Source organism: Paenibacillus pini JCM 16418 (genome assembly GCF_000576305.1).
In the GTDB taxonomy this organism is placed as follows: Bacteria; Bacillota; Bacilli; order Paenibacillales; family Paenibacillaceae; genus Paenibacillus_AQ; species Paenibacillus_AQ pini.
The window spans coordinates 85,565-108,604 of sequence record NZ_BAVZ01000014.1; the positions used below are offsets into that span (position 1 = coordinate 85,565).

The 23,040-nt window shown below is 41.5% G+C and carries 21 protein-coding genes and 4 pseudogenes; all 25 read left to right on the forward strand.

The features are described 5' to 3' along the window. Position 1 precedes the first annotated feature (1 nt). Entirely contained in the window at positions 2-1,282 is a 1,281-nt protein-coding gene (gene yfmH, locus JCM16418_RS17580; protein WP_036651581.1) for an EF-P 5-aminopentanol modification-associated protein YfmH, read from the forward strand. Then, positions 1,282-2,055 carry an elongation factor P 5-aminopentanone reductase gene (gene ymfI, locus JCM16418_RS17585; protein WP_036651583.1) on the forward strand — a complete coding sequence of 258 codons (774 nt, stop codon included), beginning with the start codon at positions 1,282-1,284 and terminating at the stop codon, positions 2,053-2,055. Before yfmH ends, ymfI begins: the two co-directional genes overlap by 1 nt. 98 nt (positions 2,056-2,153) lie before the next feature. Further along, positions 2,154-2,408, forward strand: a complete 255-nt coding sequence (locus JCM16418_RS17590; RefSeq protein ID WP_036651585.1) for a DUF3243 domain-containing protein — start codon at positions 2,154-2,156, stop codon at positions 2,406-2,408. Between the two features lie 187 nt (positions 2,409-2,595). Further along, positions 2,596-3,363, forward strand: coding sequence for a DUF3388 domain-containing protein (locus JCM16418_RS17595; protein WP_036651586.1), 768 nt, complete (start codon positions 2,596-2,598; stop codon positions 3,361-3,363). A gap of 29 nt (positions 3,364-3,392) precedes the next feature. Continuing rightward, positions 3,393-4,427, forward strand: coding sequence for a helix-turn-helix domain-containing protein (locus JCM16418_RS17600; RefSeq protein WP_036651588.1), 1,035 nt, complete (start codon positions 3,393-3,395; stop codon positions 4,425-4,427). A gap of 101 nt (positions 4,428-4,528) precedes the next feature. After that, positions 4,529-4,696, forward strand: a complete 168-nt coding sequence (locus tag JCM16418_RS25330) for a hypothetical protein (RefSeq protein ID WP_162832481.1) — start codon at positions 4,529-4,531, stop codon at positions 4,694-4,696. Positions 4,697-4,846: 150 nt separating this feature from the next. After that, positions 4,847-5,338 (forward strand): YajQ family cyclic di-GMP-binding protein, encoded by a 492-nt coding sequence (locus JCM16418_RS17605; protein WP_036651594.1) that lies wholly within the window; start codon positions 4,847-4,849, stop codon positions 5,336-5,338. Between the two features lie 195 nt (positions 5,339-5,533). Then, the gene (pgsA, locus tag JCM16418_RS17610; protein ID WP_036651599.1) at positions 5,534-6,121 is read left to right on the forward strand and encodes a CDP-diacylglycerol--glycerol-3-phosphate 3-phosphatidyltransferase; all 588 of its coding nucleotides are present in this window, start codon (positions 5,534-5,536) and stop codon (positions 6,119-6,121) included. 123 nt (positions 6,122-6,244) lie between these two features. Then, positions 6,245-7,495 (forward strand): competence/damage-inducible protein A, encoded by a 1,251-nt coding sequence (locus JCM16418_RS17615; protein ID WP_036651603.1) that lies wholly within the window; start codon positions 6,245-6,247, stop codon positions 7,493-7,495. A 265-nt stretch (positions 7,496-7,760) separates the two neighbouring features. Next, positions 7,761-8,822, forward strand: coding sequence for a recombinase RecA (gene recA, locus JCM16418_RS17620; RefSeq protein WP_036651606.1), 1,062 nt, complete (start codon positions 7,761-7,763; stop codon positions 8,820-8,822). A gap of 88 nt (positions 8,823-8,910) precedes the next feature. Then, positions 8,911-9,645: a regulatory protein RecX gene (locus JCM16418_RS17625; protein ID WP_036651609.1), complete on the forward strand. Its 735-nt coding sequence runs from the start codon at positions 8,911-8,913 to the stop codon at positions 9,643-9,645. A 374-nt stretch (positions 9,646-10,019) separates the two neighbouring features. Further along, positions 10,020-11,560: pseudogene (gene rny / locus JCM16418_RS17630) on the forward strand (ribonuclease Y). A 71-nt stretch (positions 11,561-11,631) separates the two neighbouring features. Next, complete coding sequence (locus JCM16418_RS17635; RefSeq protein ID WP_036651647.1) at positions 11,632-12,426, forward strand: TIGR00282 family metallophosphoesterase; 795 nt, start codon at positions 11,632-11,634, stop codon at positions 12,424-12,426. A 151-nt stretch (positions 12,427-12,577) separates the two neighbouring features. Beyond that, positions 12,578-12,838: a stage V sporulation protein S gene (locus JCM16418_RS17640; protein WP_028597363.1), complete on the forward strand. Its 261-nt coding sequence runs from the start codon at positions 12,578-12,580 to the stop codon at positions 12,836-12,838. A 243-nt stretch (positions 12,839-13,081) separates the two neighbouring features. Continuing rightward, entirely contained in the window at positions 13,082-14,188 is a 1,107-nt protein-coding gene (locus JCM16418_RS17645) for a dipeptidase (RefSeq protein ID WP_036651613.1), read from the forward strand. Between the two features lie 164 nt (positions 14,189-14,352). Then, the gene (gene pduL / locus JCM16418_RS17650) at positions 14,353-14,925 is read left to right on the forward strand and encodes a phosphate propanoyltransferase (RefSeq protein ID WP_036651614.1); all 573 of its coding nucleotides are present in this window, start codon (positions 14,353-14,355) and stop codon (positions 14,923-14,925) included. Positions 14,926-15,099: 174 nt separating this feature from the next. Then, a pseudogene (miaB, locus tag JCM16418_RS17655) lies at positions 15,100-16,655 on the forward strand (tRNA (N6-isopentenyl adenosine(37)-C2)-methylthiotransferase MiaB). Between the two features lie 38 nt (positions 16,656-16,693). Then, on the forward strand, positions 16,694-17,122 hold the full coding sequence (locus JCM16418_RS17660) for a YlbF/YmcA family competence regulator (RefSeq protein ID WP_036651650.1): 429 nt from the start codon (positions 16,694-16,696) through the stop codon (positions 17,120-17,122). 95 nt (positions 17,123-17,217) lie between these two features. Beyond that, on the forward strand, positions 17,218-17,742 hold the full coding sequence (locus tag JCM16418_RS17665) for a GNAT family N-acetyltransferase (protein ID WP_052020478.1): 525 nt from the start codon (positions 17,218-17,220) through the stop codon (positions 17,740-17,742). 30 nt (positions 17,743-17,772) lie between these two features. Beyond that, a complete protein-coding gene (locus JCM16418_RS17670) occupies positions 17,773-18,180 on the forward strand; it encodes a PaaI family thioesterase (protein ID WP_036651617.1) in 408 nt (135 codons plus the stop codon). Between the two features lie 178 nt (positions 18,181-18,358). After that, a pseudogene (locus JCM16418_RS17675) lies at positions 18,359-19,131 on the forward strand (NUDIX domain-containing protein). Between the two features lie 11 nt (positions 19,132-19,142). Next, on the forward strand, positions 19,143-19,682 hold the full coding sequence (locus tag JCM16418_RS17680; RefSeq protein WP_036651620.1) for a cysteine hydrolase family protein: 540 nt from the start codon (positions 19,143-19,145) through the stop codon (positions 19,680-19,682). A 19-nt stretch (positions 19,683-19,701) separates the two neighbouring features. Beyond that, positions 19,702-21,152 (forward strand): annotated as a pseudogene (locus JCM16418_RS17685) (nicotinate phosphoribosyltransferase). A 238-nt stretch (positions 21,153-21,390) separates the two neighbouring features. Further along, positions 21,391-22,404, forward strand: a complete 1,014-nt coding sequence (locus tag JCM16418_RS17690) for an acrylyl-CoA reductase family protein (protein ID WP_036651622.1) — start codon at positions 21,391-21,393, stop codon at positions 22,402-22,404. Positions 22,405-22,484: 80 nt separating this feature from the next. Continuing rightward, entirely contained in the window at positions 22,485-22,991 is a 507-nt protein-coding gene (locus tag JCM16418_RS17695) for a hypothetical protein (protein WP_148298849.1), read from the forward strand. The last annotated feature ends 49 nt before the right edge of the window (positions 22,992-23,040 follow it).

Below are 23,040 nucleotides of genomic sequence, written 5' to 3' on the forward strand. Positions count from 1 at the left end.
GGTGGAAAAACTTCAATACGATCAGCTACAGGAAAGCCTATATTACGAAGTGATGGACAACGGGCTGCATGTATATGTTCTGCCAAAGCCAGGATTTCAGAAAACATATGCAACATTTGCGACCAAATATGGCTCAGTGGATAATCATTTTAAGGTAGAAGGACAGGACGAAGTCAAAGTACCTGACGGGATCGCTCATTTTCTAGAGCATAAAATGTTTGAGGAGCCAACAGGCGATATTTTTGCAACTTTTGCTACCAATGGGGCCTCGGCTAATGCTTTTACAAGTTTTGATCAAACGGTGTACCTGTTCTCGGCGACGGAGAATATTACAACGAACCTTGAAACATTGATCAATTTCGTACAAAACCCTTACTTTACGGATCAAAATGTGGATAAAGAGAAGGGCATTATCGGACAGGAAATTAATATGTATCAAGACAATGCAGACTGGAGAGTATACTTTGGCTTAATCGAAGCCATGTATTCCATTCATCCTGTTCATATCGATATTGCGGGTACAGTGGAATCCATTAGCACCATCACGAAAGAAACATTGTATAACTGCTACCATTCATTTTATCACCCAAGCAATATGCTATTGTTTGTAGTGGGTGGTGTGAAGCCTGAGGAAGTATTTGAGCTGGTTCGTAACAATCAAGCGCAAAAAACGTATGAAAAACAAGGTAGTATTGAAAGATTATTTGAGCCTGAACAAATAGGCGTTGCGGAGAAAAAACGAGTTAGTAAACTCGCGGTTTCCATGCCTAAGTGTTTATTTGGGTTTAAAGATAAAAGTTTTGGGGCAACAGGCAAAGATCTTTTGAAAAGTGATTTGACAACCAAGCTGATGCTCGATCTGTTGTTTGGTTCTAGCACACCACTATATCAGAAGCTTTATGATGAAGACTTGATATCTGACAGCTTCTCACATGAATATAATAGCTCCCCGCAATATGCTTTCTCAGCAGCAGGAGGAGATACTCGCGATCCCGATGAGATGCTGGCGAGAATTCGTACCGAAGTGGATGCGATTGTTTCTAGCGGTTTTAAACAGGTTGATTTTGAAAGAGCACGCAAGAAGAAGATTGGTGGATATTTGCGTATGCTTAACTCTCCAGAAAATATTGCTCATGAATTTACGAAATATCAGTTCCGTGGAAGTGATTTTTTCTCTGTTGTGCAGGTTTATGAATCCATTACATTAGACGATGTAAATACACGTCTGCGTGAACATATTGATTGGGATCAATTGGCCATATCCATCGTGGTGAATCCTTAATGGACAATGTGGGAGAGGCATGTTCAGTTAAGGCAATTGGTGAAATGACGGTATTAGTTACAGGTGCAAGTAGGGGAATTGGAGCAGCGATCGCTGAGCGTTTCGCCTCTGTAGGCATGAACGTTGTTATTCATTATGGGAATTCTCACGAAGCTGCTAATGATGTAGCTCGTCGCTGTATGAAGTTTGGTGGTAAGGTGATAACGGTATCGGCAGACCTTAAAGATCGTGAACAAATTTATAGAATGCGTGATAAGCTGGAGAGTCACGGCATGAATCCGGATATTCTTATTAATAATGCTGGCATCTCTCATTATGGACTCTTGTCTGAAGTGACAGAGGAGCAGTGGGATGAGGTCATGTCAGTTAATTTAAAGGGTTTGTTTCTCTGTACACAGGCTTTCATGCCGTATATGATTGCACAACGCTGCGGACGAATCATCAATATTTCATCAGTTTGGGGCATTTCCGGTGCTTCTTGTGAGGTGCTTTATTCTGCCAGTAAAGGTGGTATTAATGCGTTCACTAAAGCGCTTGCCAAGGAACTTGCACCTTCTGGTGTAACGGTGAACGCAGTGGCACCTGGGGCAGTGGATACAGCGATGCTAGATCATTTGGAGGACGATGAAATTCGTATGCTCGAAGATGAAATACCGGCTGGACGACTGGCGAGACCTGATGAAATTTCTTCACTTGTTTATTTTTTGGCACTTCCTGAATCGGGTTATATTAACGGCCAAGTCATTAGTCCAAATGGAGGATGGGTTACTTAAATAAGCCAGTTCTACGGAGGAATAGCGTTCACACTATGAGGTTATATTACAACTGTTGATTTTAAATCTTATGCAATGAGCTGAGGAGGAGATTTATCATGTCAACAGTAGTGAGAAATTTCGATACCTGGAAAAAATTTCTGGGTGAACGTGTCGTTCAAGCTGAAAAGTTAGGAATGAATGAGGATACCATTTCCAAGCTGGCTTATGAAATTGGTGATTTCCTCGATGAGAAGGTCGATCCACAGAATCCTTCTAACCGCGCCCTTAAGGAATTATGGGAAGTCGGCAATAAGGAAGAACGGCATACAATCGCCCGCTTGATGGTGAAACTTGCCAAGAGAAATGCATAATGATTTGGAAAAAGCCCCCATTTGGGGGCTTTTCTCTAATGGTTACAGAGTTGAACTTGTTTTTCATAAGTATTTTATATATCATTAACGTGACCCGTTATGAGTTCAAATCAGCTGAACCTCTCCTGAAAAGGTTGAAGGTTTATTTTGTCGAAGCGAACGGGAAAAGGTCAGATGGGGTGTCGAATTGGAATCTAAACAATGGTATATGGAATACAGGATACATAAGAACCGTCCCGGTCTTCTTGGAGATATTGCTTCTCTCTTGGGTATGCTGGAAGTTAACATATTGACAATAAACGGTGTAGAAGGCAAAACACGTGGTATGCTTCTGGAAACAGATGATGATGAGAAAATACATTTGATGGGTTCCATGTTGAAAAAAGTGGATAATATTACAGTGGGGGCCCTGAGAGTAGCAAAATTGGTTGATATTCTTGCGGTGCGTCATGGACGATATATCGACAGAGATTCGGATGACAAAAAGACGTTTCGTTTCACTCGGGATGAGCTGGGATTACTTGTCGACTTTTTGGGTGAAATATTTAAGAAGGAAGGAAATCAAGTCATCGGATTACGTGGGATGCCACGGGTTGGTAAAACGGAGTCTATTATCGCAGGCAGTGTGTGCGCAATGAAACGATGGACGTTTGTATCCTCAACACTACTTCGTCAAACGGTACGAAGCCAGTTGTCAGAAGATGAAATGAATCATAACAACGTTTTTATTATAGATGGTATTGTGAGTACAATTCGTTCGAATGAGCGGCATTATAATCTTTTACAGGATATTATGAATATGCCTTGTACAAAGGTAATTGAACATCCAGATGTTTTTGTGCAAGAGTCCGAATACACTTATGATGATTTCAATATCATTGTTGAACTCAGAAACAATCCGCAAGAAGAAATTCTCTATGATACGTTTACCAGCACATATAGCGATGATCTATAACATGAATATTTTGAAGAGGAGGTGATGGTATGTCTGAACTGGGTCAACAGTTAAGAGAAGCCAGATTACAAAAAGGTATGAGTCTGGACGACGTGCAAGAAATGACAAAAATCCGCAAGAGATATTTGGAAGCCATCGAAGCTGGGGATTATAAGGTGCTCCCGGGAAGTTTTTATGTGAGGGCTTTTATCAAAACCTATGCCGAAACGGTTGGGCTAGATCCTGATGAACTGCTGGAAGGGCATAAACAGGATGTGGGTCCAGCTGAGCCTGAAACGGTCATGGAACCTGTAATTCAGAAACGTACAAAGAATCGAACAGCTCCAGAACGAAATGTGAAATGGCTGTCTACCGTTCTGATGTGGACGTTCCCAATTCTAATTATTGTAGTTATTTACTTATACGCGAGCCACCAAAAAGAACCGAAGGTGAATCAAGTAGACGATAGTAAATTGACTAATACGGAACAGAACCCAGCGACACAGCCGACTCCGCCCGTGACGAAGCCTCAAGAACCTGTGAAGGAGCCTGACACTACGACTACGCCGGGTACTAATCCTGATGGAACTACGGGTGGTGGTACGACTGGTGAAGATGCAACGAATGGTACAGGTACGACTACGGAGCCGGAAAATAATACAGGCAGTCAAGTAACAACAGTAACTCCTGCGGGTAAGAAGGGTAAAGATACAATCTTTAATGTATCAGCTCCTCAAGGAAGTCCTGTACAAATAGAAATCAAGGCGACTGGCAAGAGCTGGCTCGAGATATACAAGGGAAATAATATCCATGGTGAAAAGCTGCAATTTGGTAATACAGAAGCAGGTCAAACATTCTCCTTTACACTTGATTCAACTGGGATTTATATTAAGTCAGGATATTCCCCTGCAACGGATATAACAGTTGCTGGACAACCAGTTAAAGATGGTAAGTCAACATCTCGTATTCTAGTACGATATGGTCCTGAGGGCGATGGAGACAGCACAGGTCAGTCAACTAATAGCGGTAATGGTACTACGAATTCAGATTCCAATGACGAATCAAGCACAACCGGAAACAACTAATATTTCAAGAGTATAAGCCCTTGCTCTTAAGGAAAGACTAGAGCTATCTTTGATGGTAGTTTCTAGTCGTCTAATTTCCACTGAAATGAGGTGCTTGTGCTATGACAGTTAGCTGGATCGTAACTGGTTTGGGTATTGTTGTCAGCCTCTTTGGTTATTACCTGACTCCAAATTCTTGGGGGTATGGCGTTTTGGGCTATGGTCTTGCTCATATCGTTTTGGGCATATTAGATATGTTCAGACAGCCCGTGCGAGATTCGCAAGCATAAAATATGTATGAAAGAGACATTTCTGAAGGATTATTTCATCCAAAGGAATGTCTTTTTATTGTTTTTTTAAGAAAAATGTGTGGTTTATTAGACTTGATGTCTATATTTTCATATAATATATCTTGATGTTTAAAGAAAGGACGTGAAGTCATGAGTTCAGAAAGTTCATTTGATATTGTGTCTAAGTTTGATTTGCAGGAAATGACGAATGCGATTACGCAAGCAGAGAAAGAGATTGAGACACGCTTTGACTTTAAAGGAAGTAAAAGCAGTTTAAAACTCGAAAAAGATGCACTTGTTGTGGTCTCAGATGATGAGTATAAGCTCAATTCAGTACTCGATATTTTGCAATCGAAGATGGTTAAGCGTGGTTTATCTCTTAAAAATGTGGATTACGGCAAAGTTGAACCTGCTTCGCTCGGGTCTGTTCGTCAGAAAATCACACTGAAGCAGGGGATTGATCAAGACAATGCGAAAAAAATTAATGTCTTGATTCGTGACTCGAAGCTAAAGGTAAAGAGTCAAATTCAGGGTGACCAAATTCGTGTGACAGGTAAGAGTAAGAATGATCTGCAAGAAATTATGCAGATGCTTCGCAAAGCAGAATTAAAGCTTGATTTACAGTTTATGAATTTTAAATAATGCGCCTATTTTTGAAAAGAAGGATGAACGGTCTTCGCTTTTTGACATAGCATATTTTGATATATTATACTTGATCAGTGTAATTATGGATGACGGGCTTTTGATTATTGGGGGATGCGGAATGACAGAACAAACAAATAATGTCACGCTCAGTGCGGTTTTAGCGAGTTATTTTCTTTCTGGGGAGGGTGAACAGTGAATCTGCCCAACCGCATCACAATCGCGAGGATTTGTCTGATTCCGATCATGATGGTATTTTTGCTAGTTGATTTCAGTTTTTATCCTGAACCGTTGGTTTGGGGTTCGTATGAACTGCCCTATAACCAACTAATAGCAGCTGTAATATTTATTGTGGCAGCCAGTACGGATGGGATTGATGGTTACCTGGCTCGCAAGAATAATATGGTTACGAATTTAGGTAAATTGCTGGATCCTTTAGCGGATAAGCTACTTGTTGCTGCCATACTGATTTCATTAGTAGAAATGGGAAAATGCGATTCATGGATTGCAGTGATCATTATTAGTCGTGAATTTGCTGTGACGGGATTACGTCAAGTTGCATTGCTTGATGGTGCTGTTGTAGCTGCGAGTTATTGGGGGAAAGTAAAGACTGTTGTTCAAATTGTCGCTATTGTGGCGATGCTGATTAACAACTTTCCGTTTGTATTTGCAGGCATTCCGTTTGATTCGATTGCAACTTGGGCGGCAGCATTAATAACCCTCTATTCCGGAATCGATTATTTTGTGAAAAATAGAAAATTGCTTCATGCATCTAACGTTTAACGGCAATAGGACTTATCCTATTGCTTTTTATTTCCCATTTATCAGAAAATGCTGTTGTACCTTCATGATTAATTGTAAATGATAAATACATATCACAGATGTAAATGAGGAGGCGTGAGAAGCATGAAAGCAGAGATTATCGCAGTGGGCACGGAACTGCTTCTGGGCCAAATCGTAAATACAAACGCACAGTTCTTATCTAGAGAACTTGCCGCTATAGGCATTGATGTTTATTGTCAAACGGTGGTAGGGGACAATATGTCTCGGCTGAAGAATGCTATTGAATTAGCTACCAAGCGTGCAGATGTTTTGCTATTTACGGGTGGAATTGGGCCAACTCAAGATGATCTCACGAAGGACGCGTTGGCTGAGTTTCTTGGACGTGAGCTTCATATCGATCGACTTGCGATGGATCAGGTGGAGAAATTCTTCGTGAGCAGAGGCATACATATGACAGAAAACAATCGGCGTCAGGCTCTTATTATTGAAGGAAGCACACCGCTTCCTAACGAGACTGGACTTGCAGTCGGGGTTGCTTTGACAGAAGAGAACAAATTTTATGTTGTTCTTCCGGGTCCTCCTAAAGAAATGATGCCCATGTTTAATCAGCAAGCTAAACCCTGGCTCTTACAACATGCTTTGACGGATGAAATGCCGATCTATTCTAAAATGCTTAAGTTCGCTGGAATTGGTGAATCTTTACTTGAAGATAAGCTTCTTGATTTAATTCATGCTCAAAGCGATCCTACCATTGCTCCTTACGCCAAGGAAGGGGAAGTTACTGTAAGGATCTCTACCAAGGCAAATAGCGAGCAGGAGGCTCTTGTGAAGCTGAATACGCTTGAGGCGGAAATACAGAAGCGTCTTCCGGAGCACATGTATGCAAATACTGATGTACCAATCGAAAAGATGATCGTCGACATTATGTCGGATCGAGGTCTCACATTAGGTATTGCTGAGAGCTGTACGGGTGGGCTTGTGATGGAGAGTATCACTTCCATTCCGGGTAGCGGAGACATGTTTAAAGGTGGAGTTGTGTGTTACTCGAATGCTATTAAGGAGAAGCTTCTCAATGTTCCTCATGCATTGCTCGAAGGTCCAGATGCGCCCGGCGCTGTTAGCCATGAAGTAGCTAAGGTGCTTGCAGAGCAGGTTCGAATGATTATGGACAGTGATTTTGGATTATCCGTAACGGGAGTTGCGGGCCCTGCATTCTCAGAACATAAACCGGTTGGGTTAGTGTATGTGGCTATTGCGAGACGTGAGGGTGAGACCGAAGTATATGAGCTTCGTTTCAGTGGTAACCGGGAAACGATTCGTATTCGTACAGCCAAAACTTTGCTCCATCATCTATGGAAAAAGTTAATTCTATAGGCTGAAAGATAATTTATGTTTAGGTTAATAGAGTTAACATAGTTGTGAACCTTATTATTTTGAATGTATAATATAACCAATACGGAAGAACCGTTGCAATCTAATCGTTGCTGCGGTTCTTTTTTTGTTGAGCTATAAGGCATCGAAAGGGAAAGGAGTATGATAACTGCAAAAAAACGAATGTATGTTCGAAAAAAGCTTGGCAAATGGTTTCAAACAAGGTATTATAATAGTATTAGTATAAACAGTGAAGGAAGTGATTTTATTGTCAGATCGTCGTGCTGCGCTTGAAATGGCGCTTCGTCAAATAGAGAAACAATTCGGTAAAGGTTCGATTATGAAATTGGGTGAATCCACTCATATGCAAGTGGAAGTAGTTCCCAGCGGAGCTTTAGCTTTGGATATTGCATTAGGTATAGGCGGATTTCCTAGAGGCCGCGTTATTGAAGTATATGGTCCAGAATCTTCTGGTAAAACCACAGTAGCTCTTCATGCTATTGCTGAAGTACAGAGAACAGGTGGACAAGCTGCTTTTATTGATGCTGAACATGCGCTGGATCCTTCATATGCTAGCAAACTAGGTGTTAATATCGATGAATTGCTATTGTCTCAGCCAGACACTGGTGAGCAGGCACTTGAAATTGCGGAAGCACTTGTTCGCAGTGGAGCTGTAGATATCGTCGTTATTGACTCCGTAGCTGCACTGGTTCCTAAGGCAGAAATCGAAGGCGACATGGGTGACTCTCACGTAGGTCTACAAGCTCGCTTGATGTCTCAGGCTCTTCGTAAGCTGTCCGGTGCAATTAGTAAGTCGAAGACGATTGCTATCTTTATTAACCAACTTCGTGAAAAGGTCGGGGTTATGTTTGGTAATCCGGAGACAACACCAGGTGGACGCGCGTTGAAATTCTATTCCTCTGTTCGTTTGGATGTACGTCGTATTGAGAGCATTAAGGTGGGCAACGATGTTGTGGGTAACCGCACACGGATTAAAGTTGTCAAGAATAAGGTAGCTCCTCCTTTCAAACAGGCCGAGGTTGATATTATGTACGGTCAAGGTATTTCGAAGGAAGGTAGCATTATTGATATTGGTACTGAGCTGGATATCGTCAATAAGAGCGGTGCGTGGTACTCTTATGAGGGTGAGCGATTAGGTCAAGGTCGTGAGAATGCTAAGCAATTTTTGAAAGAAAATGTACAAATCTGTGATGTGATCGAGACCAAGATTCGTGAAGCTAGTAATTTAGTTACTCATGTGGAAGAACCGTCTGCGAAGGATCTGGAAGCAGAGGAACGCGAAGCACAGGAATTGCTTGAATTAGAATAGATGATTAAGAACTTAGGCGCCCTGTGATATTATGTCACAGGGTGCTTTTTTCCAAATGGGATGATGTTGAATCAATAGGGGTGAGAAGATGACGATGAAGGATGATGACTCAGATTTAGAACAAGAGAGTAGTGTTGTTGCTCACTTCCCGGATAACGAGAGTCTGGAAATAACATCTGTTGAAAAATTACGAAGACCTAAAGGAAGATATTTAATTTCTTTTGGTCCTTATTCGGTGTCTGTCCACGAAGATGTAGTGGTTAAATACCGTATGATGAAGGGGAATTCCTTCTGGAAGCAGGAGCTAGAGGACATCATACTTGCCGATGAGAAGCAGCAGGCCTACGTTCATGGATTAAGTTATTTGGGGCATAAGCCGCGCACACGCAAGGAAATCGCTGACCGTCTTCGTGACAAAGGTATGGAAGCCAATACGATTGAGGTTGCTGTACAGCGTTTGGAGAACGAAGGGCTGGTCAATGATGAAATATATGCGAAGCAGTGGGCGGAGCAGAGGATTACAAACCAGCGTAAAGGTAAGGCATGGGTCAGACAGGAACTGCAGCAGAAGGGCGTTGATAAGGTGTTAATTACGGAAGCGCTAGCTGAGGTCAGTCCTGAACAGGAATTTGACAGTGCTCTGGTGATTGGTAGAAAGAAATGGAATCAGATCAAGGGAGAAATTCTAGATAAGAAACGTAAAACAGGAGCATATTTGATGAGGAGAGGTTTCTCTGGAGATCAGGTAAGGAATGTTATTAACCGTTTGATTCAAGAGGATAATTTACCTGAGGACGAAGAAGAAAGTTATTCTTTTGACTAATTGTAGAGTGATGTATGACAAGGTTTGATAATCTGTCATTTAAATAAATACCATTAAATTAAGAACTTAACGAAGAATGAACCGCATTCTCTTGACAATATCTTTTGACAAATACTAAAATGAGTATGAATCTTCTATTTATAAAGGTACCCTTTTTCCTTCCAAAGAGGATCGTTTATGTAAGATTCCTTGGCCCAATTCATATGATATGATTCCGCCACAAGTAAGGCGGGCTTTGTACATGCGGTTCGCATGTGCAGATGGAAATCGGTAATACACGATTTTTTGTATGATGATGAACGTATTGAAGTAATTAAACAACTGTAGAATTTCCCAAGGAATACCTTGGAGGAACCAACGAGGAGGTGAACAGAATGCCTATATGGCTATCGGTCGTTCTCGTTGTTGCCGCATTATTCTTTGGGTTCGTGATTGGCTATTTTATTCGCAAATCTCTTGCAGAAGCTAAAATTTCCAGTGCTGAAGAAGCTGCCGTACAAATCGTGGAAAGCGCGAAGAAAGAAGCAGAAGCTCAGAAGAAGGAAACAGTTTTGGAGGTAAGGACGAAGTCCACAGAATCCGGACTGAAGCTGAAAAGGACACTCGTGAGCGTCGGAATGAAATTCAACGACAAGAAAGACGATTGTTGCAAAAAGAAGAGTCGCTGGATAAAAAAATTGAATCGCTAGAACGTAAAGAAGAACAAGTGGCTAACAAAGAGAAACGAATTGAAGAAACACAACAGCAAATTGACACGATTTACAAGAGCCAGATGTCAGAATTGGAGCGTATCTCTAATTTGACAATGGACGATGCAAGAAGCATCATTTTGAGCAATGTAGAGCAGGAAGTTCGCCATGAAACTGCACAAATGATTAAGGATATTGAACAGCAGGCGAAAGAAGAAGCGGATAAGAAATCCCGCGAAATCGTTACACTTGCTATACAACGTTGTGCTGCCGACCACGTAGCAGAAACGACAGTCTCTGTAGTAACGTTGCCGAATGAGGAGATGAAAGGGCGTATTATCGGTCGTGAAGGCCGTAATATTCGTGCTCTGGAAACCCTCACTGGTATTGATCTCATTATCGATGATACTCCGGAAGCTGTTATTTTGTCGGGATTTGATCCAATTCGTCGCGAAATCGCTCGAACTGCGCTTGAGAAATTGGTAGCAGATGGACGTATTCATCCAGCGCGAATTGAAGAAATGGTCGAAAAATCACGTAAAGAGGTTGATGAACGAATTCGTGAGTATGGTGAGCAAGCTACGTTTGAGGTAGGAGTACATGGATTGCATCCAGATTTGATTAAAATTCTGGGTCGCCTGAAATTCCGTACTAGCTATGGTCAAAATGTGCTTAAACATTCCATGGAAGTAGCTTATCTGACTGGTTTAATGGCTGGAGAGCTAGGAGAAGACATCACACTCGCGAAACGTGCCGGTTTACTGCATGATATTGGCAAAGCGCTGGATCATGAAGTGGAAGGATCTCACGTGGAAATTGGCGTGGAACTTGCGAAGAAATACAAAGAACATCCAGTTGTAATCAACAGTATTGCATCGCATCACGGTGATGTTGAAGCTACATCGGTTATTGCTATGTTGGTTGGTGCCGCAGATGCACTCTCCGCTGCAAGACCGGGAGCACGCCGTGAAACGCTTGAGACTTATATCAGACGTCTTGAGAAGCTTGAGGAAATATCCGAATCCTTCGAAGGTGTTGAGAAATCATACGCCATTCAAGCTGGACGCGAAGTTCGCGTTATGGTACAGCCTGAAAAAGTCGATGATGCGGATGCATTCCGTCTTGCGCGTGATATTACGAAACGGATTGAGAATGAGCTGGATTATCCAGGACATATCAAAGTTACAGTTCTTCGTGAAACGCGTGCAGTTGAATACGCTAAATAAAGAAACACAAGATAAAGTGGCCGCCATTTGGGGCCACTTTTCAATTGTTCACATATAAGGAGGAGAATCGTATCAACGTTTTGTTTATTGGAGACATCGTAGGAAGTGTAGGCAGAAAAGCGTTAAGAACGACATTGCCATCCCTTAAATCAAAGTATAATCCACATATTATTATCGTTAACGGTGAAAATTCAGCTGCAGGACGAGGAATTACACAGTCCATCGCTAGAGAGTTTTTTGATTGGGGAGTTCATGGCATTACAATGGGTAACCATACTTGGGACAATAAAGATATATTTGATTTTATCGATCATGAGCCTCGTATGATTCGTCCAGCCAATTTCCCTCCAGGCACACCAGGCCTGGGTTATACCGTTGTTAAGGCTAATGGTAAAGAGCTTGCTATTGTTAATTTACAGGGGCGTACGTTTCTGCCAGCGATCGACTGTCCATTTCGAGTAAGTGATGAAATTGTCGATGAACTACGCAAGAAGCATAAGCATATTCTTGTCGACTTCCATGCAGAGGCAACGTCAGAGAAAATTGCGATGGGCTGGCACTTAGATGGACGTGCTTCAATCGTGGTAGGCACGCATACCCATGTACAGAGTAACGATGATCGGATCTTGCCCAATGGCACGGCATATCTTACTGACGCCGGTATGGTAGGTCCAAGAGATGGCGTTCTAGGTATGGAGCAGGATGCAGTATTACGAAAATTCAAGACACAGCTCCCTGTGCGTTTTCAGGTAGATGAAGGTAAATGGCATCTTCATGGCTTGTTTGTTAAGCTTGATGATGTGACAGGTAAAGCGATGAAGATGGAAAAAATAAGGATATTAGAAGACGATTGGATTATGGACTAAGGCTATAAGACATAAGGCTTAATATGATATGTCTATAGATGGATATTTTATTTAAGGATTGTAAAAAAGAAGGTATTATTTTACCTCCCCCGAATAACATTTGAGTATGTAGATGCGAGCTAACATCATATTCCCAGGGGAGGTACTTACCATGGATGTATTAAAAGTTTCAGCAAAGTCCAATCCAAATTCTGTTGCCGGTGCATTAGCAGGCGTGCTTCGTGAACGTGGTGCTGCTGAGTTGCAAGCGATTGGTGCTGGTGCACTTAACCAAGCTGTTAAAGCAGTGGCTATTGCCCGGGGATTCGTTGCACCCAGTGGAGTTGATTTGATCTGCATTCCAGCTTTTACAGACATTGTGATCGATGGGGAAGACCGAACTGCGATTAAATTAATAGTTGAGCCTAGATGAATGGATAGATTCAAATTGTGAATAACGATATAGATTGAATTTAAATTTGTTATGTAATAATCCTAATAAATGTTAACGTTTATGATTGGGCATATCTTTAGTAGTTCATTCTAGGTAAACCTGTTTATTGATATAAATTGAATGAAGCAGAAGAGGGGGACTGTATGTCCTCAAACTTTTATTCAGTTTATATGAAATAGACAGGTTTTTTTGCATGTTATGAGTTAAAGGAGGGGAAGGATTATGAATTATCCTGTCGTAGATTTTCATTGTGATGCTCTGAGTAAAATGATGGAGAATGCAAATATATCTTTTAAGGATGGATATCAGCTTGATGTTACATACCAGCGTATGCTTCAGGGAGAAGTGTCGCTACAATGCTTTGCTATATATTTATCTGAACGTTGGGGGACGCCTCGTTATGAATATATTTTAAATCAAGTGGATGTATTCAAATCACGAGTGCTCCCTACGGCCGATGGAATGGAGTGGTTAAAGTGGAGAGAGCAGATAAAGCATATACGTCCAAAGGTAGGACAAAATAGCGAACAAAAGAACCTAACAGAAAATAATATCTCATATCAGGCGGGCGTAAAGGGTGCTCTAAAGAACGATCATCATAAAGGTGGGCACTCGTTAAAAGCAATAGATATAAACTCCTTAGAAGTACCCTCAGGGTGCTGGGGGATGCTATCGGTTGAAGGGGCAGACGGATTTGAAGGAAATTTGTTTTATGTCAAAATGTGTTTCGAATTAGGAGTAAGGTTTTTAGGATTAACATGGAATTATGCTAATTGGGCTGCAGACGGTGTGTTGGAGAAAAGAAACGGCGGTTTAACGAAAAAGGGAATTGAGCTCGTGCGCTTGTGTAACGAGATTGGACTACTTCTTGATGTCTCACATTTGTCACCAGCTGGATTCTGGGAACTGACAGAGCTCACAAAACAACCTTTTATCGCTTCTCACTCTAATGTATATCGTATTTGTCCACATCCTCGTAATTTAAGTGATGAACAAATTCGGGCTATTGTATCCATGGATGGAAGAATAGGGCTTACCTTTGTGCCTTGGTTTGTAAAACAAGATGAGGCTTCCGTTAAGATTAAAGATCTTCTTCCTCATATTGAACACATTTGTGAGCTGGGAGGAGAGAATCATCTCATGTTTGGGTCTGATTTCGACGGCATTGAATCCTGGGTAAAGGGACTTGAACATCCGGCATGCTATCCCGCTCTTGCTGAACTGCTACTCAAACATTATTCGGAATCCCAGATCAAAGGATGGTTTAACAATAATGCATTAAACTTTTTGGAAACCCATTTGCCTGAAAGAAGTAAATCTTCTGTGTAATCCCGTTTACTTAGGCGCGAAGAAATGACAAACTTGTAGCAGAGTATAAATAATTTCATTGAAGGCGCTTCCTTAGGGGTATCACCTTTTTGTTTTCGGTTAAAAGGATGTATAATAAGTCTTACAATGTACAGAACATAGATAACATTAAGGAGTGATTTCAGATGAGTAAAACTGTACCTGTAGGCGTATCTGCAAGACATATACATCTGTCCCAAGAACATATTGAGGCCCTGTTTGGTCAAGGTTATCAATTGACAGAATTCAAGCCTCTTTCACAGCCCGGACAATTTGCGGCAAATGAAACGGTGGCTGTTATCGGTCCTAAGGGACAATTCGACAAGGTTAGAATTTTGGGACCAGCTCGTCAAGCGAGCCAATTAGAAATTTCTCGTACTGATTCTTTCGCGATTGGAGTGAAGGCTCCAGTTCGAGAATCTGGTAAAATAGATGGAACTCCAGGCATTACAATTAAAGGGCCTGAAGGTCAAGTAGAGCTTGAACAGGGAGTCATTGTGGCTGCAAGACATATTCATTTTCATACCTCGGATGCAAAGAACTGGGGAATTGAAGATCAGCAGCTACTTAAAGTTCGTCTGAGCGGAGAACGCGGTCTCATTCTTGAGAATGTAATCGCTCGTGTTTCCGATTCATTTGCGCTAGATATGCATATTGATACCGATGAAGCGAACGCAGCGGGGGCTAAGACTGGTGATACGGCTGAATTAGTAGAGTAGATCTATTTAAATTTATATATGAGCTAAGCATAAAAAACGGGAGGAAATCTCCTGTTTTTTGCTTTTTTCGTGTAGTGTTAAAGTAGATAACACATTGGGTTCATGATATAATCCATAAGAATGTCTTTTAGTTTGTAGGGCTTGTCCCTTGGAAGTGAAGGAGTGGTCAACATCATGGCTAAAGAAACAAAGGATTACTCCAAATATTTTGATTTCTCGGACGCTAAGATCCTCTCTGAGGATGAATTCGGAAAAAAAGTACGAATTAAGGGCCGGGAGATTCATATTATTTCGGAGCCTAACCATAGACAAGGTAAGAAGCGCCGCAAAGAAGATGTACAGGTGCTTTACGAATCTGTGCCACAGGAGCTCATGGGTATTGGTGAAGGTAAGCATTATATTGTCTATACCTTCGGATGCCAAATGAATGAGCATGATTCAGAAACGATTAAAGGCTTATTAGAACAAATGGGATACACAAGCACAGAAGACCGTAAGGAAGCGGATATTATTCTGCTAAACACATGCGCAATTCGTGAAAATGCTGAGGATAAGGTGTTTGGAGAATTGGGCCATCTCAAGCATTTAAAGACAGAGAAACCCGACCTGCTATTAGGTGTGTGCGGATGTATGTCGCAAGAAGAGAATGTGGTCAATCGTATTATGCAAAAGCATGGTTTCGTGGATTTGATCTTCGGAACTCATAATGTGCATCGATTACCACAATTGATTCAAGAAGCGCTGTTTAGCAAAGAAATGATCGTCGAAGTTTGGTCTAAAGAAGGCGACATTATTGAGAATCTACCGAAGAAACGGCAGGGATTACGAGCTTGGGTTAACATTATGTATGGCTGCGACAAATTCTGTACATATTGTATTGTTCCATTTACTCGTGGAAAAGAGCGTAGCAGGCGTCCAGAAGATGTGATCGCGGAAGTGCGCGACCTAGCTCGGCAAGGCTTCAAGGAAATTACCCTTCTGGGTCAAAACGTAAACGCCTACGGTAAAGATTTCATCGACATCAAATATTCGTTCGCTGATCTGATGGATGATATTCGATTAATCGATATTCCCCGAGTACGTTTTATGACTTCACACCCGCGTGATTTCGATGATCATTTGGTTGAAGTACTTGGAAAAGGTGGCAATTTAGTCGAGCATATTCACTTACCAGTCAATCGGGAAACAATGCTATTCTCAAAATTATGGGAAGAAAATATACACGTGAAGTGTATCTTGAGCTTGTTCGCAAATTGAAGGAAAGTGTACCTGGACTTGTCCTGACGACTGATATTATTGTTGGATTCCCCGGAGAAACTGAAGAGCAGTTTGAAGATACGATGGATCTAGTGCGTGAAGTTGGTTTTGATTCCGCGTATACGTTTATCTATTCCCCGCGTGAAGGTACGCCTGCTGCGGTAATGGAAGACAACGTTCCGATGGACGTGAAGAGCGAGCGCCTACAACGTCTCAACAAAGCTATCGTTGATCGTAGTCATGAGAGCAATAAGAATATGCTTGGCTTGGTGGTCGAAGTTCTCGTAGAGGGTGAGAGTAAGAACAATGCTGCGGTGCTTGCCGGCCGTACTCGCACAAGTAAGCTGGTTCATTTTGAAGGGGATGCAAGTTTGATTGGCACATTTGTGCAGGTTAAAATTACCGATTCAATGACCTGGTACATTAAGGGCGAAGTCGTTGACGAACCAGTAACTGTAGCAGTATCCATATAAATAGAATAGGGGTAATAAACGTGACAGACAAGGGACATATGAATAAATACGGCATGATGTCATACGATACTAAAGAATTGATTATCCGTGAGGATATCATGGCCAAAGCTCAGGAACTAGCTCAACTCATTTCAAGCAGCGAAGAAGTTCAACAGTTTCAGAAAGCTGAAGAAAAAATCCGTGAACATGAACGCATTCAAGGTCTTATTAAAACAATTAAGAAGAAACAAAAAGAACTTGTTGCTTTCGAATCTTTTCAAAATAAAGAGATGATTATGAAAATAGAGAAAGAAGTTTCAGATTTACAGGATGAGATTGATGGTATTCCGCTAGTTGTAGAATTTCAACAAAGCCAAAGCGACATCAATTATTTATTACAGTTGGTAATTTCTGTCCTTCGGGATACGGTTTCTCAAAAAGTAAACGTGGAAGCGGGAACAGATTCGCCTCCTTCCGATTGCGGATAAGTTAAGGAATAAGGTTGCGGATCAAGATCCGCGCCTTTTTTGCTTTTTCTAGGGTGTATTTTGGGTAGTATTAAGATATAAGGAAGAGGAAGAGTATGAAGGATGTAGAACCAGCGTTTCTCATAAGAGAATTAAGGGATGGAGAAATACCACCCATGGAACTTTTACTACTCGCCGATTCTGAAATAACGCAAGTAATGAAGTACAGGGATCTCGTAAAATGGCTAATTGTTGAGCAAAACGAGATTGTTGTTGGAGTATGTGGTGTTATGGAAATTGAACCAGACAATCTAGAGATCATGAATATTGCAGTTGATCCGGACTGTCAAGGCCAAGGGTATGCAAAAAGGCTTATTGGGCAAGTGATGGAGATGGGAAGAACACAAGGTTATAAACGGGTATGGATTCGTACAGGCAATTCTAGTTTAAATCAGTTAGCTCTGTATCAAAAATGTGGCTTTCGAATGGTACGCATCGAGCGGGATCATTTTATTAAACATTATCAAGAAATGATATATGAAAATGGGATATGGTGCCGAGATCAAGTGATCCTAGAAGCCGAATTATCATCCAAGTATTGTAGTTCGCATAGGAAACACCATCCGAGAACAGTCACATAAAATATAAACAACTATGGGGGAAATAAATAGATGGAAAATGCATTAGATGCAATGTTGGCTCGTGGAGAACACACGTTTTGGAATTATCTGGGCTGTGAGTACATTTCAGGTGATCAGAACGAAGTGAAAATTGAACTCGATGCACAAGAACATCATACCAACTCATTGGGCATTATTCATGGGGGTGTCCTCACTTCTCTAATGGATCAAGCTATGGGAATGGTTGCAACCGCAAGAAAAAATTTGGATAGCTGCGTCACGACAAATCTCAATGTTCATTTTATGTCTCCTATGAAGCAAGGTCGTCTTTTTGTCTCGGCTATTATCTTACATGAGGCTGGAAGAAGCTTGACGTCACAGGCAAGAATTCATGACAGCGAGGGTAACCTAGGATGCATGGCAACTGGAAGTTTCAGAGTTATTCAACGTAAATCATAAAACAATAATAGAATGGAATCCATCAGATAAAATGGGGAGACTTGACATTATTTTTTAATTGTTCATAATGAAAATATCAATAAGAATGTTATGTGGTGATAATATGGATGATCAAGTAAATAGAGATTCAAATAACAACAATCAATTAATTGAAAATCAATCTGATTTAAATGGAAACCTGGTTCATGAAGAGGGAGCTTCTAATAATCGGGTCAAGAAATATCGGACCCTGATGGAGTTCCTGCTGACATTGTGATGTTCACATTGACTAAGAGAGAACGAAAAACCGTAACGAAGACATTACCTATTCGTGAGCTCAAGGTTATGTTGATTCGCCGTAAGGCGTGGCCGTTCGCTGGGATGTGGGCATTACCCGGAGGGTTTTGCCAAGAGAGTGAATCCATTTATGATGCAGCTAAGCGGGAGCTCAAGGAAGAGACAGGAGTTGACGGAGGACATCTGGAATATCTAGGCGTCTACAGTACTCCAGGCAGAGATCCACGGGGCTGGATTATCAGCAATGCTTTTTTTGCTCTTGTGGAAGAGTGGATGCTTGAGCATAGACAAGCGGCGGATGATGCTGGTGAAGTTGGATTATTTGGAATTGATGAAGTACTTGGTGAATTAGACTTAGCTTTTGATCACAGAGATATCATTCGGGATGCCTATATGCGCATTCAGCAGCAAATGCTGCATTCTACGATCGCGAGGCAGTTCCTTCTCGAACAGTTTACACTAAGTGAGCTATACCAGGTAATTCAGACCGTTGTACCGGAGTTTAACGAGCCAAATTTTATTCGAAAAATTACGTCTACTCGCAGTAGACAAGGTATTTTAGAGGAAGTACGTGATAAAGATGGCAAGCCGTTAAGTTCTAATCAATATTCTCAGCGCCCTGCGCAGCTCTATCGTTTTACTGATTTAGTGCCACTTTTATCCATTTATACGTAAGGGGTGGGGAAATGAAAGCACTGGTTGTAATTGATTTTACAAATGATTTTGTGGATGGTAAGTTACCTGTTGGTCAACCTGCTATAGACATACAGGAGAGAGTAGCAGAACTAACACAAACGTTTATAGATCACGGAGATTGGGTAGTAATGGCTGTAGATATGCATGAAGAGGGTGATATATATCATCCTGAAACAGCACTTTTTCCGCCCCATAACATTCGTGATACTGTTGGTCGCGAGCTCTATGGTGAATTAAAACAAGTTTATCAAAACAACGAAGAAATGATTTACTGGATGAACAAAACTCGTTACAGTGCTTTTTGTGGGACTGATCTTGATATAAGACTGCGGGAACGTGGCATCAAGGAAGTACATCTGATTGGAGTTTGTACTGATATTTGTATCTTACATACAGCGATTGAGGCTTATAACAAGGGCTATCATATTACGATTCATGAGGATGCTGTAGCGAGCTTTAATCCAGAAGGACATCTTTGGGCTCTTCAACATTTCAGAACGAGTCTTGGGGCGAACATCATAAAAAGGTAGACAAAGGAGGATGTTGGTTATGCAAACGATGGGTTTGGCTTTGCACACCGATAAATACCAGATCAATATGATGTATGCCCACTGGGTGAATGGAACGCATCAGCAAAAGGCAACATTTGAGGCATATTTTCGCAAGCTTCCTTTTGGAAATGGTTATGCTGTTTTTGCAGGGCTAGAGCGAATTGTACACTATATAGCTAATCTCCGTTTTACAGATGACGATATTAAATATTTGTCGGAGCAGGAAGAGAATTATGATTCTGCTTTTTTAGAGGAACTGAAGCAATTTAGATTCAGTGGTGATATGTACTCCATGAAGAGGGAGCGCTAGTTTTTCCGAATGAACCCTTGATTCGTGTCGAAAGCACAATTATGGAAGCTCAGCTCATTGAAACAGCGCTTCTGAATTTCATGAATTTTCAAACGCTTATTGCCACGAAAGCATCAAGAATCAAGCAAGTTGCTGGAAACGATATGTTATTGGAATTCGGTACGCGTCGTGCTCAAGAAGCAGACGCTGCTGTATGGGGGGCTCGCGCTGCTTATATTGCGGGATTCGATGCGACTTCGAATATGCTTGCTGGGCAGAAATTCGGTATCCCTACCAAAGGAACTCATGCCCACTCTTGGGTACAAAGTTTCGCTAGTGAGCAAGAGGCTTTTAACACGTATGCAAAAGTTTTACCGGATTTTGTGTCATTATTAGTGGATACATTTGACACCTTAAAAAGTGGTGTTCCTCATGCCATCGAAACAGCAAAAATGCTGGAATCCATGGGTAAACGACTTGGTTCTATTCGATTAGATAGCGGAGACCTAGCATACTTGTCTATTAAGGCTCGTAAAATGCTTGATGATGCAGGGCTTGCTTATGTGAAAATCGTAGCCTCTAATGACCTAGATGAGAATACGATTTTCAACCTGAAGGCTCAAGGTGCCCGCATCGATACATGGGGCGTAGGCACACAGTTAATTACGGCTTCTGACCAGCCATCTTTGGGTGGTGTGTATAAGCTTGTTGAACATGAGATGGATGGGGTTATAGTTCCTACTATTAAAATCTCTGGTAATCCCGAGAAGGTTACAACTCCCGGTAAAAAGGATGTATACCGTATTATCGATCGGGTTACAGGTAAGGCAACAGCTGATTATATTTGCTTCCCTGATGAAGAGAAGCCACATGATGGTTTGAGGCTGAAATTGTTTAACCCACAGCATCCTTTCTTACAGAAATACGTGCGGAATTATGATGCGGTTTCGATGCTTGTTCCTGTCTTTGAGCAAGGAATACAAGTGTATGAGCTGCCATCGCTGGATGAAATTCGCGATTATCATAAGGAGCAATTAGCTATATTCTGGCCTGAATATCTTCGTAAACTAAATCCTGAGTTTTATCGAATTAATATCAGTGAAAAGGCCTGGGAGCTTAAACAAAGAATGATGGCTGAGCATATGGAAGAAGAGGAATAGAGCTGCTTATAAATATAAAATAGGTTCCTTTCGGCGCCTGCTGAACATGAAATTATGTTTTAGCAGGCGTTTTATTTTCGAGAGTATCTGGGCATAATTATTTCTCGGGAAATCGCAGATCCTGCTAATAAATGATGTAGAACGCGCTTGTTCGACACTGCTTGATATACATATCCCCTCAATAGAATATGCGTAGTACTTATTTTATTGGAAAATAAAAAAGGAGCTGATTTGATTTATGGATCATTTTCAAGCATTTGTATTGCGAAAAGAAGCGGATAAAGTCCAAGGCAGTGTTGAAATTCTGTCGATGGACCAATTACCCGATGGAGATGTCACTGTTAAAGTTGAATACACAGGCGTGAATTATAAGGATGGATTAGCGAGCCTTACAAATGGCGGGATCGTAAATAGATATCCGTTTATCCCCGGTATCGATTTAGCTGGAGTGGTTGTTTCTTCAGAGCATTCTAAGTTCAAAGCAGGAGATCAAGTGATTTGTACGGGATACGGTCTTGGTTCTTCTCACTATGGTGGGTTCAGCAGATATACACGTTTAAGCGGTGAATGGCTTGTTCATTTGCCTGAAGGATTGAGTTTGAGAGAAGCGATGGGCATTGGAACCGCTGGATTTACCGCTGCTGAGTCCATTGAACGTCTTATACGTAATGGCTTGACTCCCTCAAGTGGCCCAGTGCTGGTTACTGGTGCTAGTGGGGGTGTAGGGAGCATGGCGATTAATATGCTTTCTAAGCTAGGATATGAAGTCACAGCAAGTACAGGTAAGCATAAAGAGTATCAGAAATGGTTGAAACAATTGGGAGCAGCACATGTTGTGACTCGTGAAGATATTCAGGTTACTTCGAAGGGCGTTCTGGGTTCAGAGCAATGGGCAGCCGTGATTGATCCAGTAGGAGGTCCAGGGCTTACAGGTCTACTCAAAAGCATCCGTTATGGTGGGGGTGTTGCCCTATCAGGACTAACGGGAGGAACACAGTTTGATAACACGGTTTATCCGTTCATTTTACGAGGAGTACAGCTACTTGGTATAGATTCTGTACTCTGTCCAATGGATCTGAGAATTCAGCTTTGGAATAGTATTGCTCATGAATGGAAACCAGATATCGTATTGGAAATGGGTCTGACAGAGAAGAGATTAGAAGATTTAGTAGAAGTGTTACCAGCAATTTTAAATGGTGAGGCAGTAGGTCGTACGATCATACACTTGGATGACCGAGCAGAGAAATCATAACTTCCTGCACAGGAACTGAATAAGCTACCGTTTTTTCTGGCATTCTAAACCTATATCGGCATGAGGGAAGGATGGACTTCATGAAAAAACAAGTAGCGGGAATCCTTGCTTGTGCGCTGCTGGCTGCTACGGTTGGATGTAGCAAACATAACGTTATCAATAAAGAAACAAAGCTCTATAATATGCAATCTTTCGATGAAGGAAATATTCGTGCGAAGTCACAAGGAAAAGGATTGAACGGAAAATTTCTTAATGAACTTCAACTTACGTTCGGTTCACTTCATATACCTCTTACACATCAAATGTATTCAGAGGACGGTCGCGGGAATATTAGCTACATGTATATGATAAACGGGAATCCAGCACAATATATTTCACTCCATGTGTTTACAAATGAGCAAGAACGCGTGAACCGAATTCACAATTGGTACGGTGATCAGAACGTCATTGATACACAGAATTCCCGAACAGTAATTTACAATCATCATCGTGCCTCGCTCGTTTATACTTCCTCCGGTAAGGAAAAAGGGAAGTATGATGAACAGGTGAAACAAGTTTTCAACTCGCTTCTAGATCGTTTAGATTAATGCCGTTCACTATGACCAATAAAAAAAGATGCCAAGCAGCTCATAAGCT